This is a genomic window from Shewanella sp. SM55 (genome assembly GCF_025654025.1).
GTDB classification, from domain to species: Bacteria; Pseudomonadota; Gammaproteobacteria; order Enterobacterales; family Shewanellaceae; genus Shewanella; species Shewanella oncorhynchi.
Map to the genome: position 1 here is coordinate 127,026 of NZ_JAKKRS010000004.1, position 16,883 is coordinate 143,908.

Annotated in this window: 15 protein-coding genes and 1 pseudogene; 8 read left to right on the forward strand and 8 right to left on the reverse strand. The window is 44.6% G+C overall.

What is annotated here, in order from left to right:
• Positions 1–18 precede the first annotated feature (18 nt).
• Positions 19–876, reverse strand: a complete 858-nt coding sequence (locus tag L5L91_RS07685; protein WP_263138493.1) for an ion transporter — start codon at positions 874–876, stop codon at positions 19–21.
• A gap of 173 nt (positions 877–1,049) precedes the next feature.
• On the opposite strand from L5L91_RS07685, the gene L5L91_RS07690 reads away from it, so the two are divergent.
• The 3 genes from L5L91_RS07690 to L5L91_RS07700 all read left to right on the forward strand — a co-directional run bounded on the left by L5L91_RS07690 (position 1,050) and on the right by L5L91_RS07700 (position 2,973).
• Positions 1,050–1,562 carry a murein L,D-transpeptidase family protein gene (locus L5L91_RS07690; RefSeq protein WP_028759690.1) on the forward strand — a complete coding sequence of 171 codons (513 nt, stop codon included), beginning with the start codon at positions 1,050–1,052 and terminating at the stop codon, positions 1,560–1,562.
• A gap of 174 nt (positions 1,563–1,736) precedes the next feature.
• Positions 1,737–2,420, forward strand: coding sequence for a VOC family protein (locus tag L5L91_RS07695; protein WP_263138492.1), 684 nt, complete (start codon positions 1,737–1,739; stop codon positions 2,418–2,420).
• A 292-nt stretch (positions 2,421–2,712) separates the two neighbouring features.
• Complete coding sequence (locus L5L91_RS07700; RefSeq protein ID WP_006081993.1) at positions 2,713–2,973, forward strand: DUF5062 family protein; 261 nt, start codon at positions 2,713–2,715, stop codon at positions 2,971–2,973.
• 154 nt (positions 2,974–3,127) lie between these two features.
• Here L5L91_RS07700 and L5L91_RS07705 read toward each other — a convergent pair whose 3' ends face one another.
• Both L5L91_RS07705 and L5L91_RS07710 read right to left on the reverse strand, forming a co-directional pair.
• A complete protein-coding gene (locus L5L91_RS07705) occupies positions 3,128–4,066 on the reverse strand; it encodes a M23 family metallopeptidase (RefSeq protein ID WP_411568910.1) in 939 nt (312 codons plus the stop codon).
• Positions 4,067–4,364: 298 nt separating this feature from the next.
• Positions 4,365–5,237 (reverse strand): 6-carboxytetrahydropterin synthase, encoded by an 873-nt coding sequence (locus L5L91_RS07710; RefSeq protein WP_263236038.1) that lies wholly within the window; start codon positions 5,235–5,237, stop codon positions 4,365–4,367.
• Between the two features lie 469 nt (positions 5,238–5,706).
• Between L5L91_RS07710 and L5L91_RS07715 the strand changes: the two genes are divergently transcribed.
• Positions 5,707–6,705: a cytochrome-c peroxidase gene (locus tag L5L91_RS07715; RefSeq protein ID WP_263236040.1), complete on the forward strand. Its 999-nt coding sequence runs from the start codon at positions 5,707–5,709 to the stop codon at positions 6,703–6,705.
• Positions 6,706–6,862: 157 nt separating this feature from the next.
• On the opposite strand, the gene yejK is transcribed toward L5L91_RS07715, so the two are convergent.
• Positions 6,863–7,891, reverse strand: a complete 1,029-nt coding sequence (yejK, locus tag L5L91_RS07720) for a nucleoid-associated protein YejK (RefSeq protein ID WP_006081997.1) — start codon at positions 7,889–7,891, stop codon at positions 6,863–6,865.
• A gap of 77 nt (positions 7,892–7,968) precedes the next feature.
• Here yejK and L5L91_RS07725 point away from each other — a divergent pair, with 77 nt between their 5' ends.
• Both L5L91_RS07725 and L5L91_RS07730 read left to right on the forward strand, forming a co-directional pair.
• Positions 7,969–8,187 carry a YejL family protein gene (locus L5L91_RS07725; protein ID WP_011847036.1) on the forward strand — a complete coding sequence of 73 codons (219 nt, stop codon included), beginning with the start codon at positions 7,969–7,971 and terminating at the stop codon, positions 8,185–8,187.
• Positions 8,188–8,253: 66 nt separating this feature from the next.
• Positions 8,254–10,041 (forward strand): DUF3413 domain-containing protein, encoded by a 1,788-nt coding sequence (locus L5L91_RS07730; RefSeq protein WP_028759685.1) that lies wholly within the window; start codon positions 8,254–8,256, stop codon positions 10,039–10,041.
• Between the two features lie 254 nt (positions 10,042–10,295).
• Here the strand turns inward: L5L91_RS07730 and L5L91_RS07735 are convergent, their stop codons facing one another.
• Entirely contained in the window at positions 10,296–11,402 is a 1,107-nt protein-coding gene (locus L5L91_RS07735) for an NADH:flavin oxidoreductase/NADH oxidase (protein WP_263148935.1), read from the reverse strand.
• Between the two features lie 117 nt (positions 11,403–11,519).
• Between L5L91_RS07735 and L5L91_RS07740 the strand changes: the two genes are divergently transcribed.
• Positions 11,520–12,386, forward strand: coding sequence for a LysR family transcriptional regulator (locus L5L91_RS07740; RefSeq protein WP_219235218.1), 867 nt, complete (start codon positions 11,520–11,522; stop codon positions 12,384–12,386).
• A gap of 85 nt (positions 12,387–12,471) precedes the next feature.
• Here L5L91_RS07740 and trmY read toward each other — a convergent pair whose 3' ends face one another.
• Positions 12,472–13,068 (reverse strand): tRNA (pseudouridine(54)-N(1))-methyltransferase TrmY, encoded by a 597-nt coding sequence (gene trmY / locus L5L91_RS07745; protein ID WP_263162830.1) that lies wholly within the window; start codon positions 13,066–13,068, stop codon positions 12,472–12,474.
• A 658-nt stretch (positions 13,069–13,726) separates the two neighbouring features.
• Positions 13,727–13,993 carry an ATP-binding protein gene (locus L5L91_RS07750; protein ID WP_263236042.1) on the reverse strand — a complete coding sequence of 89 codons (267 nt, stop codon included), beginning with the start codon at positions 13,991–13,993 and terminating at the stop codon, positions 13,727–13,729.
• 211 nt (positions 13,994–14,204) lie between these two features.
• On the opposite strand from L5L91_RS07750, the pseudogene L5L91_RS07755 reads away from it, so the two are divergent.
• A pseudogene (locus L5L91_RS07755) lies at positions 14,205–14,546 on the forward strand (efflux RND transporter permease subunit); the annotation flags it as partial.
• A 459-nt stretch (positions 14,547–15,005) separates the two neighbouring features.
• Here L5L91_RS07755 and L5L91_RS07760 read toward each other — a convergent pair.
• Complete coding sequence (locus L5L91_RS07760) at positions 15,006–16,775, reverse strand: flavocytochrome c (RefSeq protein ID WP_173244433.1); 1,770 nt, start codon at positions 16,773–16,775, stop codon at positions 15,006–15,008.
• Between the last annotated feature and the right edge of the window lie 108 nt (positions 16,776–16,883).

The window sequence follows — 16,883 nt, forward strand, 5'->3', positions numbered from 1 at the left end:
AAGTGTTCGCCGAAGTCATCATGAAACGCCTTTATCAACGGGCACATCTAGACTATCTAACTCACATCCACAACGACTACAATACATGGCATCAATATCATGACCTGTCTTATGGCATTGATTACACGAGCGTAAATCTCGATGACGCCCTACTTCTTGGGATATCTCGGCGGTTAAAATCCCCGTTGGGATTGCGATAATCGAGTAACCAATCAGCATAGTAAAAGCCGCAATCGCCTGACCTAATCCGGTTTTCGGGGTAATGTCGCCGTAACCGACTGTAGTAATAGTCACAATTGTCCAGTACACAGATTTAGGGATTGAACTGAAACCATTATCAGGCCCTTCAACCACATACATTGCTGAACTCAGTACCATAACGATCAAACTGACCGAGAAGAAAAACAAAAAAACCTTACGACTCGACTGCATCATCGCCCTAAGTAGAACATTTCCTTCACTCAAATAACGCAGTAATTTGAGTACACGGAAAATCCTAAACAGCCTAAGTATCCGGATAACTAAGGTAAAGTTAGCACCAGGGATCAGCAACGCTAGATAACTTGGCAATACCGATAACAAATCCACTAAACCATAAAAGCTGCGAGCATATAACACAGGATGAGTCGCGCAGTACAAACGTAGGCCATATTCAATCGTAAAAATAATGGTAAATACCCATTCCAACACAGAAATAAGCTGGCCGTATTCGCGATGGAATATCTCTACTGTGTCGAGGAACACTAAGCCGACACTCAACACAATACACACCATGAGGGCGATATCAAAATAGCGGCCAGCGGGAGTATCAGTGCCAAAAATAATGGTACGTAATTGACGTTTTAACGGACTTTCGGATTCGATATTCTCAGACATAAAAGCTTTTACTTCCTTGCAACAAACTGACTAACACAGGGATTACAGCATAAATATGCCACGAGTCTGCCATGCAATTGCACCTAGCTCAAAATTATCTACTCACAGTAGGATAAAATTGCGGTATGATGCCGAAAAAAAGCCAACAACCTGTGTTTATTTTCGAGGACTCCATGCGCGCCACCCTACTTTCCACATTGACATCTCTCACTGTGACTATCGCGGCTCTCGTTTCACCCGAATTACATGCCTCTGGCATGGGTAAAGTGGATCTGGTGGTGATCACTAAATCCGAATCCAGTATGGCTTTATTACGCGATGGCAAAGTGCTCAAACAATATCGCATCGCCATGGGTGACCTACCCGCTGGACACAAATTAAAGGAAGGCGATCAACGCACACCACAGGGGCGTTATACCCTAGATTATAAAAAGCCAGATAGTGCTTATTATAAATCAATCCATATTTCCTATCCTAATGAAGAGGATAAACTCAGAGCCAAAGCCTTAGGCATTAGACCCGGAGGCATGATCATGATCCACGGCCAAAACCCTAAGTCGTCACTGCCGCCAGAACAAGCCCAGCAATACAACTGGACTGACGGCTGTATCGCGATTACCAACGCCGAAATGGATGAAGTGTGGAAAGTGGTCGATGAAGGAACGCCGATTGAGATTTGGCCTTAATCTTAGCCAATATCCAGATGGCAAAATGCTAAATAGATCATTGAACGATATCAAACACGCCCAGCTTAATGGGCGTTTTTATTTAACCTTTTAAAGCATGATGTTAGTTGTAATAGTCTCAGTCATTTACTTAAGGGATAAAACTAACGCCAATAGAAATGCCTTGGAGTATTTATGCCTAAATTCAACAAGCCTGTTGCGTCGCACAGTACAAACCTCAGCTATGAGCAATTAATCCAAGGCTGGCCAGCCTTCGAAGCACAGATTTTAGCCTTGCTTGAAACCTTAGACTTAGCAGATAAAGCACTGGTTTGCGACCATGTCGCGCTGCGCGTCAATTCCATCGCCAGTGCCGATGCCATGCGCGACGCCTTTAGCCGCATAGGTAAAATCATTTCAGACAACATCATCAATGGCCGTACGATTCTGATCATCGAGCTAGACACGCCACTCACACTCGGTCAATTTAGCATTGCCTGCGTCGAGCTTCCCTATCCTAGTGATAAAGTTTATCCACAGGAAGGCTGGGAGCACATAGAATTAGTTATTGATTCTAAAGCCAAAGATTGCGATACCTTGAGCCAAGATTTACTGGTCTTATGTCCAACACTCCGCCCTTTACTCAACCTAGGACTGAGTTCATTGCCGCAATCTGAGCAGACAGTTGAATCAGAGCAGTCAAGATTACCAGACTTGCCATCCCTTGCTGAGATTAAGGTCAAGATGAGCTCGCCCAAAGGCGATAAAGAACGTTTAGCCAATCCAACTATCGCCTTTAAACGCGGCAATGTGTGCATTAAAGTGCATCCCCATGGCATAAAAGTGGTCATCGCGAGCGAACAAGTATCTGAATGTTAAGTCAGGCTTAAACTCAAGCAGATAAAACTGAGCTTAGATTTTCATCTGCACTTGCCTTAGCTAAAACCTACGACAGTACCTGAGTTAACATCTGAGTTGATGACAATTTAATCAGATTCAATATTCTCGTTATTTTTAGGTTAGTTTTTTGGTGGTTTTGTCAAAAATCGCCAAAATTAAATCTAAAAAACAGCATATTTAGCGTAACTTAGGACATATAACTCGCAGATGCCATCAGGCACAAATTATCGTGTCCAGTAGATGGATGCTATGTGCAAACAGAGGATCGCCAATGAAGCCACACAAGAACGAAGCACAAATATTGAAGTTCGCCATGGAAATCGGCGTGGGCTATGCCAAAAAACGCGGATATGCAGACTTTGACAAAGGCATCTCACCCAAAGACAAAGTGGAATGCATTTACCGTTTATTGGTCACCGACAACTTAATCCAGCCACTGGCCAAAGATAAAGAAGATGGGCCAAACATGAAACACAAACTGATTTTATGGATCACCCGCCAACTGCCTGCTGATCATCCACTGTTGAAGTAATCTTTTTAGACGACTCGGTTAAAAATGATTATTGGCAAGCGGACATTTGAAGTTAGCCTAGAAAGAAACCAACTCACTAAGTGTTCACGATAAGGATCACCATTAAATGGCGCATCATTGCGCCATTTAAGTGAGCCAGAACTGGATATCGAACCTAGCCCTTTTTGGCCGCTTTGTTGGCTTTTTCATTCGCCAGCACTGTTGCCATTGGCGGCACTATGGTTGTAGGGTCGAGACGCATTTGATACCAGTTCACTCGCCAATCTAAGTGTGGACCATTTGCACGGCCTGTTGCGCCCACCTCTGCAACAGCTTGTCCTTGCTTAACCGCTTCACCCGCGTTGACGTACAGCTTACTCAAGTGCAAAAAACTCGAACTCACGCCATAACCATGGTCGATCACCATAGTCCCGCCCGAATAAAACATGTCAGGCACAGAAAGACTAATAACACCATCGGCGGGGGCGACCACTATAGTGCCAGTTTTCGCCGCCACATCCACCCCAAAGTGTGGATTACCGGGTACATCGTTATAGATACGCTGGCTACCGTAAACCCCTGAAATACGCCCCGTCAAAGGCCAAATAAACGCCTGTAAAAATGCAGTTTGCTCACTAAATGTTGCCCGCGCCGCTTTCACCTGCGCCGTGTCTTTCGCCGCTCTTTCCTGCGCGACAGGATCGGGCTTCATAATCTTCGAGCTAATGCCCTTTACACTTTGAATATCGTACTCTCGCTTGGTTAAGGTTAAAGGCTTAACCTCAGTCAAACCATCGGGATAAACCAAGGTTAGCTGCTGGCTCAATTCACCGTCGCGATCAAAACCAAAGGCAAAATGACCGTCAGGCGTGACCTTGATAGCTTCACCATTTAAGCTAATCTGAGTGCCCGCAGGCGCTTGACCCCGCATTAATGCGCCTTGCTCTAACTTACCCTGTAAACTCACCTCAGCTTGTACCTGAGGCGCAATGAGCACTAGGCCCAAAGTGAATAATGCCGATAAGCAGCGCACTGGATTTGAACTTAGGGGGGCTCCACCGTGAGATAAAAATTGCGATACTTTATTTCTCAACATCTTATTATTTTCCAGCATCTTAGTTTCCAATATCCTAGTTTCCAACATCTTCAAAAAATCCTTATCGATGGGCAATAGGGATCAAGACCCACTAAATACATTCATCGCGACACAAAACGCAGCCGAATTCAATCAATGCCACGTTAACCTAACGCACCATAAAAATCGATTCTGCAAACCCACATCCCTGTCGTAATCTCAGTTCAGCCTATGCTCAAAACACACAAAAAAGCCCCGATAATCTACCGAGGCCTATTAAATCCGTGATTAAAAGGTGAATAGTTTAAGTCCATTCACTTATATCAGCTCGTAGTGCCTATCCCTTAACGACGATCGCGCCCTTGCCAACACCTTCAAACGCCACCACTTTAAACTGATTTCCTGGCACTTTAGCGACTAATGTCGTGGCAATATAATCGGCTAACAACTCAACCGTCGTGTCGTGGGGAATTAAATCACAGCATTCCTTTGGCATTGCCAATTGGAAATCCCCTTGGGGGGCTTGGTAATGAAAACCATAGTGGCTGTCATCGGTTATCCGCGTTTGCGGCGAAAGATTAAGAGTCTTAACTGAAACCAAGTCCTCTTCACTGCCTAAATAAATATCATGCCAACGTTTGGCCCAATACTCATCCCACTTTGGTGCTGGGCTGCCATTTTCATAAACATGAATAGGACTACGATGCCCATGGGCGATACGCTGACAATTACCATCGTGTTTACGTAAACCATGGCTGTAATGGTAATAAGGCGTATCGAGGATTTCGTGTCTCAAGGTGAGCGTGATCCCTTCGACATTCTTAGGTAAAGCTTCGCGCAACGCTTTCTGTAAAAAGGCATTCACACTGGGAATATCAATCTCTTCGGTCGGCACTAAGGCAAAGGCTTGGGAAGGACAGGCCAAATGAATTTCACCTAACTGACTATCAAAATCCATCCATACTCTATCGCCCTGCTGTTGCCATCGCACACTGCTGCAGGCCGTAGGCACTAATAAACGATGATCGGCCACCGCATCTATGGTTTGCTTGATCGTGCGTTTGACTTTAGCAAAATCGAGCACCATGTTTTGCTCGTCTAATCCGCCCTCTAGCAGAACATCAACAATCCAACTCTCCCCCACCATGCCGCGCTTTGGGCACAAATAGGAAAAATCGATCACAGTTAAATCTTTGACAAACAATTGCATTAACGCTCCTCGGCAGAAAAACAGTCCGCCTATGTAATTTTATAGCACCGCTTGGCGATGGCCGAGCATGCTAACTTGAGGCACTCAACACGAGTTAACTCAACATGAATGGAGATTCTAATCAATTCCGTCTATTGTCGCGACAAATGAATCCACTCGGCCTAATATTTTGTATCAGATGTTTGTATCAGGTTTTCTAAAATCCAGCAATTAGACTCATTGCAACCATCAGGTACCGATAGGCAGAAAGCAACAATGCATCGACCTTGTCGATTAACAGATAAAACCTTAATAGAAATACCACTCAACCTAGCAAAATAACAACGTAAAAACAGCGAATTAGATCGCAAAAGCTTAATCCGCAACAGCGATAGACCCAATCGAAACAAAGCATTATCACTCAGCATTATTAACCGCTAGCATCCCTGTTAAACCATACAAAAACCAAGGTTATACAGGGAGAAATAAGATGACCAAACTTACATCTATCGCCATTTTCATCGCAGGTATGTTAGCCAGTACCCATGCTATCAGTGCAGAACCCATCGAAGTCATTACAGCAGCCAAGATCACTGAGCCTGAAAAAGTTGAATTAGGTAAAATGCTGTTCTTCGAACCCAGACTGTCTAAATCTGGTTTTATCTCTTGTAACTCTTGCCATAATTTATCCACTGGTGGTGTCGATGCTCTGCCAACGTCCATTGGTCATCATTGGCAGGAAGGCCCAATTAACTCGCCCACAGTGCTTAATGCCGACTTTATGCTGGCTCAATTTTGGGATGGTCGTGCCAGTGATTTGAAAGAACAAGCTGCGGGCCCTATCGCCAACCCGAAAGAGATGGGCTTTACCCATGAACTCGCAACTGAAACTATCGCCTCTATGCCCGCCTACCGAGCGCACTTCGCCAAGGTCTATGGCGATGAAAAAGTCACAATTGACCGTTTAACCGATGCGATTGCCACCTTTGAAAAAACCTTAGTAACCCCTAATAGCCCCTTCGATCAATATCTTCTGGGCAAGCAAGATGCCATCAGCACAAATGCCAAAGCGGGTTACCAACTCTTCAAGGATAAAGGTTGCGTGAGTTGCCATAACGGCCCCGCTGTCGGTGGAACCATGTATATGAAAATGGGACTCATCAAACCGTTCCACACCAATAACCCAGCAGAAGGTCGTAAGGGCGTCACTGGTAAAGAAGCTGATAAATATGTGTTTAAAGTGCCGACACTACGCAATATTGAACTCACCTACCCCTACTTCCATGATGGCAGCGTCTGGACCTTGGAAGAAGCGGTGAATACCATGGCAGACATTCAATTAGGGCAAAAACTCTCTGACCAAGAAGTGAAAGAAATGGTCGCCTTCCTTGAGTCCTTAACGGGCGAACAGCCGCAAATCACGCTACCTATTTTGCCACCATCGAATAAAGATACGCCACGTCCTGTGCCATTTAGTTCCAATAACTAACATAGGCAACGAGTCACTGACTAAGAAGTACTCACTTAGCTGTACTCACTTAGCATAGACACTAAGTCAGCGCGACTTAGCACTGCAAAAAGGCCGAGAGTAAAACTCTCGGCCTTTGGTTATTCGTTCGCTTAAAAAACGATGGATGAATTAAGTGCTATTCGCCTTTAAGACGACGATCAAGCTGATCTTTTAAGTTTGCTGGCACACCTTTGATTAAAATCGTGTCCGAGATGGGATCGTAAATCACCCGTTGACCTAAGTGGCCGCCATCAAAACTTAACGTTACGCCGCCACCTGTACCAGAAAACTTCTTCAATTGGCGCAGGGTCGATTTATCGGCCGGAAACTCTTCATCGAGATCATAACTGCCGCCACGGGCAAAATCATAGAAGGAGTCCATACCTTGATCGGCTAACTCATCGGCCAAGTCTTTGATCTCAATGTCAGCGCCTTCATCGAAACGCTCACTACAGTATTCAAACACTTTATTACGGCACTGCTGACGCTCGTCTTTCGTCAACTCACTACTGGCAACAAAATCTTCAACCGCATTCATTAAGGTTTTGTTTTGCGCCTTAGTGTTGACGCCTTCTACGCAGCCCATAAAGTCGAGGAAAAAGTCGGCGACTTTACGTCCCGCACGGCCACGGATAAAGGAGATGTACTTGCGAGAATCCTTATCGGCTTGCCACTCAGTTAAATCGATACGCGCCGCGAGTTGGATGTTATTTAAATCCAAATGGTTATTTTGCGACAGTTCCATATCGTCTAATACTGTCATTGACGACTTCGCACTTAATAAAGCCACAAACAAATAATCGCTGGTGATGCTGGTATAGCAAGACATCAACAGGAAACCGCCTTGACTGAAGTCGTACTTTGACAATTCTTCTTGCAGTAATTTACTGGCTTGACCGGAAAACTCCACAAACCCTAAATCACCGCCACGGTATTGAGTTAGCGCATTGGCAAAGGCGGGGTTCGCCTCACCGTCGTCACCATGGATACCAAAATAGCCAAAACCTTTACCGGCCTTTCCCGTATATGTCTGATGCAACTCGTCGAGCATCACCTCGACCGCCTGACCGTTCAGCAGAGGTTGAGGACGCAAACGGCAGCGTAATTGCCCCTGACTGTCCTGAGAAATCTCGTGAATAATTGCGTGTTCGATGTTAATACTCATAAGCCCTGATAGTGATACTGGGATAAATCCGCTATTATATGCCGCTAATCCATTCCAAAGTGAAACATTTTTTGATTATGGCAATCCAATCGAAATACTCAAACACCCAAGTTGAATCATTAATCGCCGAAATATTGGCTGTGTTAGAAAAGCATAAAGCACCGACTGACCTGAGCCTGATGGCATTGGGTAACTGCGTGACTAACCTGCTAGAACGTAAAGTGCCCAGCGAATCGCGCCAAGCCGTGGCCGAACAATTTGCAAAAGCACTCGCACAATCGGTTAAATCCCAGTAAGTTAACTGGGTAATAATCATCAAAAGAATATAAGATACAAGGCCTTTTAGGAATAAGCGGATCACTATGGTCGAGCGAAAAAAGCAAATGAGCCGCGATCGGGTTTCCCGGCTCATCAACTGGGGGCATTGGTTCGCCTTCTTCAATGGCTTATTAGCCATGATAGTCGGAAGCCGATACCTTGGCAGCGTGGGTTATCCAGAAACTTGGTATGGCTGGTTTTATCTGAGCGTCAGCACTATTGGTCAGTTTAGCTTTCTCGCCTTTATCGCCTATTTGATCTGCCTATTTCCACTAACCTTGATATTGCCCTATTCAAAGATATTAAGAGGTGTCGCGGCGGTGATCGCGACCCTAAGTCTTTGTATCTTATTGTACGATACCATTGTTTACGCCGATTACGGCATGCACTTGAGCCCCTTCGCCTTCGATTTAGCTTGGGCGGATCTCAATGCCCTGCTCCGTGGTACTTCTTATATCGTCACCCCGCTGGCCATCATCGCCATTGAACTGACCATGGCGAACTTTTTGTGGAAACGCATAGAGAAAATCCAAAAACTCAATTTAGGCAATAAAGTTATCACCTTAGTGTGTATCTGTTTTATCAGCAGCCACTTGATCCACATTTGGGCCGATGCCGCCGATATCACAGAAATTACCCGTTTCGACGATACTTATCCTTTATCTTATCCCGCGACTGCTCGCTCCTTTATGGAAAGTCACGGTATCGATGGTTCATACCAAGGCGATGACGTCAATCACAACACCAGTGTACTCAGCTATCCAGAGCAGCCACTCACCTGCCAGGCCGACACGAAAATCAACGTGTTGATGATTACCATCGACAGTTTGCGGGCGGATATGGTCGATGGTAAAAGCATGCCATTCCTACAACAATACACTGAAAATAATCAATCTTTTACCCAGCATTTCAGCGGCGGCAACCAATTTAGAACAGGCATGTTTTCGCTACTCTATGGCCTGCAAGGCAGTTATGGCGATGCGCGAATTTTTAATAGCACCAGTCCTTTACTGACCAGAAGTTTTCAACAAGCAGGCTATGAATTGGGGCTTTTCCTCCCTGAAACCAATCTCAATTTGCGTTCATCACAGGCGATGTTTAATGACTTTAATCCTGTCATAGCCAAAGAAACCAATGGCAGTGCCGATGCCGATTTGCACACAGTGGCCAGTTTTAACGAGTGGCACAGCATTCAACATAAACCTTGGTTTGCGCTCGTTAACTTAAAAGCGCCAGAAAATTTTGATACTCCCGTGGGTTTTCTGGGTATCGAAACAGTGAAAGCCAATACCGACCTTATGCCAGCGCAAAAAGTACTGTTTAATCAATATCGCCAATCTCTGTATTTTGTCGATCAACAACTCAAGGCGATGCTGGCCAATGTGTCCAACGACACCTTAGTGATTATCACTGGGGTCAATGGCAAAATGTTCACCAGCAATAGTGATGAAGCTAATCGCAACCTGTCACCACAGAGTGTCAAAGTGCCATTAGTGATCCACTGGCCGAATACGGGCGCTTCTAAGGTCAAATACCGCACCAGCCATTACGGCATTGCGCCGACTTTAATGACCCACGTGCTAGGTTGCACCAATAACACGACAGATTACAGCGCTGGCCGCAGCCTATTACAACCTGACAAAGAAACGTGGATCTATATAGGTGATAGCCGTATTTTTGCTATCTATCAAGAAGCAGAAGTGACAGTGATTGACCGCCACGGTAAATATCGTATTTACGATGAAAACTATGAACATAGGCTCAATAAAAAAATGAGCGCGCCTGAATTGATTGAAGTGATGCGTGAAGGTCGACGTTTCTATAACCACTGAACTTCATCATCTTAGTTAAGAAAGCCCCATTCCTACAGGATTGGGGCTTTTTTATTCCCTGGCGACTGGATGAATACGAAATGCACGAAGCTTGGATTTAACTGCGTGGGGGCTGCGTGGCCATTATCTTGAAGCTAGTCTCTTGTAGCTAGTCTCTAATGATGGACCTTACCAGCCACTAAAGCCAAAAGCCGCTATCTCTAGATAACGGCTTTTTAAGGCTTAGGCTTAAATCAACTCAAGTCACGCTACAATCAATCGGCTTTAACCGTAGAGTAGCGTGCTAACCAATGGGCGTAAGAAGCGGGTAATACCCAAGATGGGCGCGCAATTTTCAAGGTTTGCGCCGCTTGATATGGCCAATGTGGATTCGCTAAAAACGCTTTACCTATCATCACTAAATCCATTTGTTCATCTTCAATGGCCGCATTGGCTTGATGTGGATCATCCATACCCCAAGAAGTCGCAACGGGGAACCCCACTTCTTGACGAACCCGCGCTGCAATAGGCGCCAAAAATGCAGGACTCCATGGAATATTTGCCGTTGGGGTCGAGAAGCAAATGCTGACGTTCAGCATATCGAGCCCCGCTTGCTTAAATTGCTTCACCAAGGCTATCGATTCCGTCAGTGTTTCTTCATCTTTATGGTCGAATTCAATCACACCAAATCGCGCCGTTAAGGGTAAATGCGATGGCCAAACGTCTCTTACCGCGGCAATGGTTTCTAACAAAAAGCGTCCGCGTCCTTCCGCACTGCCACCGTATTGGTCGGTGCGTTGATTAGCATAGGTTGAAAAGAAGCTTTGGGCTAAATAACCGTGGGCGAAATGCAGTTCTAACCATTCAAATCCTGCCGCTAAAGCACGCTTTGCCGCCGCCACAAAGTCGGCTTTAACCCGCTCAATATCTTCAATTGTCATAGCGGTAGGCACTTTAGGTAAATTTGCCCCAAAGGCGACGGCTGATGGTGCAATCGGTTGCCAACCTCGCGCATCATCATCGGCAATATGGTCATCCCCTTCCCACGGGATATTGGCACTCGCTTTACGGCCTGCATGACCAATCTGAATGCCTGCAACAGCACCCGCATTTTTAATCGCACTAGCCACTTTTGCTAAGCCTTGTGCTTGTTCGTCATTCCATAACCCAAGGCATTTGGGGGTAATACGTCCTTCAGGAGAAACTGCAGTGGCTTCAACCACAACAAGACCGGCACCGCCACGGGCAAGGCTAGTGTAATGCACCTGATGCCAGTCGTTGATAAGTCCATCAGTGGCTTGATATTGGCACATGGGCGCAACGGCAATACGATTTTTGAGAGTAATGTCTTTAAGTTTAAAGGATGAAAATAGATCGGCCATGGTGTTTCCTGTGTCTATTAAGATCAAAAGGTATTTGAATACTGAATGACGACAGACTAGTCTTATCGTGCCATAATTAAAAGCACATACAGATTATAGATTTGATAAATTTTACTTATGATAAATCCACAGTGGTTACACACCTTTAGCGTGCTAGTCGAGAAAGGGAATTTCACCCGCACCGCCGAAGCCATAGGTATCACCCAAGCGGCCGTGAGTCAGCATATCAGTCGCTTAGAAGAAACCTACGGCACACTGTTTTTACGACGCACCCGCCAGCTTGAAATCACTCCCATTGGGGAAAACCTGCTGACCTACGTCAAAGAAGTTGAATGTGCGCAAAAGCGCTTACAGCAAAAACTGATCCATGATGACGCCAATGTCGGTGATATTAGCCTTATCACTCCAGGTAGCATTGGTTTAACGCTCTTTCCGCTATTAATCGAATTACAACAAGCCTTTCCGGCGTTAAGCATTCGCCACCGTTTTGCACCTGACAGTGAGATAGTGGCCTCAGTGTTGGCCAATGAACATGAAATCGGCATGGTCACCTTAAAACCTTCCGATCCTCGTATTCACAGCACACATTTTACCGAAGAGCCACTTGAACTTGTGGTACCGGCGAGCCATAAACAACATGAATGGACTGATTTACAACGGCTAGGGTTTATCTCCCATCCCGATGGTGAGGCTATGGCGACTCGGCTGCTTAGCCGTAAATATCCAACTCACCCCGGCATTCAAGAGATCCCCTGCAAGGGATTTACCAACCAAATCAGCCTCATTCTCGAACCTGTAGCAAAAGGGCTAGGATTTACGGTTATCCCGCAATACGCCCGCAAAGCCTTTGAACGACAAGAAGATATCTATGTTGTGGAATGTGGCAGCCAAGTTGTAGACACCATTTGGCTTATCCACCGCGCGGAATGGCCCTTGTCACGCAGAGCCCAAAAAGCGATTACATTTTTAAAGGGGAAAATATAAAACCCCCATTAAAAAATAGGGCTCGACACACACGTTGCCACACAGGAATAGTCAGCGTTAGCAACGGATACATAAGACTCAGAGGCTATTGATTGATATCCAATTCATTATGGATCAATACCACGCACTGAGAAGCAAACAGCATCTTTGGCCCTAAGCTGATCTTTTGCGCACCGAGTCGTTTCAAGGTATTAAAACTTTTCTTCGGCATAGGAATATGATCGGTCAGTAAAAAGCACGGATTACCCACAAATTCTTGCTCACGGATTGATGTACCCTTCTTATCCATCATAAACAATTGATAATCCACCGCGAGGTCCTGTACCAGCTTTTCAAAACTGGTGGTACTGACACTGATGCCCTCGTCAACAACACGGGTTTGCTCCTTCGTCATGCCCCGAGAAATATCTAAGGCTTTGGCAATTTTAGTGAGCAAAGCTTGCTCGTGAAAACCACCAATATGGCAAATATTTCGAGTATCGAAGCAGATAGTGCGGGAAAAATCATGGGTACTTTCTAGCACCAAATAAACGACAACATCGTTTCGATGGGACTGAGCCACAAAGATAGTGTTCATCAGGGTATGAGCTAAAATCTCGGTATGCGCCTCTTGGCCGACAGAAGCCAAAAACAACTGACTGTCAGTAGGTGCTGATCTTGCTCGTAAAACAAACGCGCGCATAGGTAAATGTCCTACTCAATAATGTCTTAAATGCTAAATGGCGGATGCATATAATTTGTGAAATTGACGATTTCGCCTTGAAAATTTTTGCCTTTTGCTGTGCCAAAGCCAGCCTAATCACTCGAACTTGAACCTTAGTCGCAAGCAGCGTTAGTCATATCGGCAGCGAAAACGTATAAAAAACAAAACCCGTATAGCAATGCTAACACGGGGTTTTGTTTAACTTAACTGCTGGTTATTTTAATGATTAAAACAAACTAACAATTAAGCATCTAATTTGATCGGTATGAGAAGATTCGAACCTCCGCCCCCTGACAATCTATAACAGTGAACCGTTTAATCATAACCTGCTAAATTTAAACATAAATCATGTAATTTTGCACGTTTTAATTACCTCAACAATTTATGTACAGTTACACGCAAATGCGATATCAAGGCTACAAGTACAACAAATTGAGCGTATTCAAACAAAATAACATCCCATTAGTTGTAATCAATATCGGATAACAACCAGTTGGATCTAGGGAATACCTACAATCCCTGCATTTTCCCGATTCAGCAATGTGCTCTGACTTAGTGACCGTACGTGCAGGAATCACTAAGCACGTCACCGTTCATATAGATAATTCCAGTATCAGGACATAGTTAAGGGGGGGCCTTAACTTGCCTTAACAGGCCAAGAAAGAACGAATATTGTTCCTCCACGACCCGATGGCTGGCAAACCACGTGGCCGCCGTGAGCTTCAGCAATTGTCTTAACCACTGCGAGACCGAGTCCACTGCCACCACTTTTTCGAGAGCGAGACGGATCAACTCGGCGAAATGCTTCGAATACGTAGCTTGCTGCCTCATCAGGGATACCAGGGCCTTCATCTTCGACGCAAAGATAATAGCTTGCCCCCGAGCGGTAAAATCGTACAGTCAAAGTGCCAGGTTCTGCATGCTGGCGCGCATTTTGAACTCGGTCAAAGTCAGATCCAGTGCCTGCTGCTGACCGTTACAGATTACGCTAGCCTCGTGACTGTCTAAGTCGATTTGGAACGGGCCGACGCGCAACATTTGGGTATTTATAGGCGTGTTAGTGCGATCGCGTCGCAATACCGCCTGCACCCTAGCCACCACCTCGGCCTATCGGCAAAAACGCTATCCTCATCGTCGAGTTCGCCCGCCAACTGCACGCCGAGGGCCATACGCTGATAGATGCTGCAGTGACCGCAGCACGCCTGCGTCTACGGCCAATTCTGATGACGTCACTGGCATTTACTCTCGGAGTGGTACCCTTAATGCTTGCGAGCGGCGCCAGCGCCGAAACTCAGCATGCAATCGGTACTGGCGTATTCGGTGGCATGCTCAGTGGTACCTTGCTGGCAATATTCTTCGTACCGGCGTTTTTTGTCTTTGTCATCGGCACACAAGAGCGCTTGAGTGCCTGGCTTGCGCGGCATAATACAGCCAAACAGCCTCAGGAAATGAGCTGACGCCTCGCTAATGCTCTGTAGGAGTTTCGTGACACGAGCCAACAGAGCACTAGCGCTAGCGCTAGTCAATATATCTGTCATCATTTAAAAAGCTGGAAATATAGGTTCAGTAATCACAATAGTTTCAGCTTATGAGGCACTTAATCAAGTCTGTGAACACTCCAATCAAATAGTAATGTAATGCCGAACTCGCCCACAGGGAACGATTAGCTTTATGGAAAAGTGAGTACTTTTAACCCATATACCACGCGATATAAAGAAGATGAAAACGATCGAAGAGTTAGCAAAATCCCTGATATCTAATTCTGCCGAAAAATAAAAAAAGAGAGGCTACATTAGCCTCTCAAAAAATAGCAGGGGAGTACTTTAACTCAAGCAATAATTTTATTCCTTATATTTACGATGAATAAAACTTGAGATGTTGTGAGAGACAATAACGAGTCTCTCACTGATTTAGCGTTACTTTGTATTTAGAGCATGTTTAGCAGCATTTGTCCCTGCGATTTTACCGAAAATCACAGTATCAGCGACAGCATTCCCCCCCAGTCGATTATACCCATGAACACCACCAGTCACCTCTCCCGCCGCAAATAAACCTTTAAGCGGTTGGCTTTGTATATCGAGTACTTCAGCTTTAGTGTCAATGGCAACTCCCCCCATAGTATGATGGATGCCAGGAGCAACTTTTACGGCATAATAAGGAGATTTTTCTATTGATAGCGGCATCTGCTCACGGTTAAATGCCTCATCTTTACCCTGTTTGAAATAATGGTTGTAGTTTGTGATAGTTTTGTCTAAAACACTTGGAGTCATTCCTGTTATTTTTGCAAGCTCTGCAACAGTATTGGCCTTTTCAAGCATTTCTAAATGATCATACCCCTGAACCATTTTAGCTTTTTTATATAATTCATTATCAAATACTAGCCAAGCATATTGTTCAGGCTGTTTTAGAATGGCATCGGAGGCTTTATCTCGAGTTGTTAATTCATTGATAAAGCGATCGCCTTCTTTATTAACCATTATGGCTCCGACACCTCGAACCGTTTCTGAAATTAATATACGGCTATCTTTTCCGACTGTTGGATGTGTCTGGATCCAATCAATATCAGTCATACTTGCACCGACTGCTTTAGCAAGTTCAATACCATCCCCAGTTGAAGTGATATTATTTGAACTTGTCATGCCTTTAAATGTAGGGCGATAAAAAGCAATCATTTCTTTGTTAAACCCATAACCACCTGTGGCTAAAACAACCGACTTAGCTGCAACCATATAGTGACCAGAGTGTTTACCGTGGATGACAACACCCACAATTTTTTGTTCATCATCAACAACCAATTTAACAACTTTGGAGTTGAGTCTTGTATCAACCCCTTCTTTATCCGATGCTTTTCTTAGTACATCAATAATATGTGGACCAACACTTAAACCACCAGATGGACGATGTGTTCTATCGACTCTAGCGCCGCCAGAGCGTTTTAAATCATCCATATTGGCGCCCAAAGATTCTAACCATTTAATGCCATCAGCCGATTGCTCCGCTAATATTTGTACCAATTTAGGGTCGTTAGCATATCGACCGCCTTTCATTGTATCTTCGACATACCATTCGATTTTATCATCGACTTTATGATCTTTTTGCTGAACTGTACCCACAGCATTATACCCGCCAGCGGCGAGCATAGAGTTACCACCACTAAATGGTGCTTTATCAAGCAATATAACGTTAGCCCCAGCCTTTTTAGCTGCAATCGCAGCATTAAATCCAGCACTACCGGCTCCAACAACAATCACATCCGTTGTTTCTTTAGGACCTGCAGCTATCGCTTTATTTATTGCTTCATTATCCCAACCTTTGTCCCACGGTTCTTTAGATTTGGCTTTATTAAAAGGCATGTCGAGCCCTTTAAATGAATGACATTCATTACAATATAACTTTGGTTGTTCATGTCCTTTATGACAAGACGTACAATTAATATCACCTAAGTGTGAAGAATGTGGGTCAATTTCTAGTTTGGGATTTGCTAGTTTTCCATAATCACCATGGCAGGATTTACATTGTTTATTTTCAAATGTCTCGCTATCGCTCACTTTATTGGGTGCTGTATGGCAGGTTTTACAACCATTAACATCTTTATGGAATGATGCTAAATCATTTTTATTATCAGCAGCCCATGATGACGCCGTTAAAATCGAACAGACAATAATACTCAAGTATTTTATCCTCATGCAATTCTCCAGTTTTTATTTTGGTAAGATTTGGCGTGATGATAGTTTCTTAATTTTTTTAAATAGTGACATTGAGCAATAAATTGAAATTATTAAATATAACTTAAC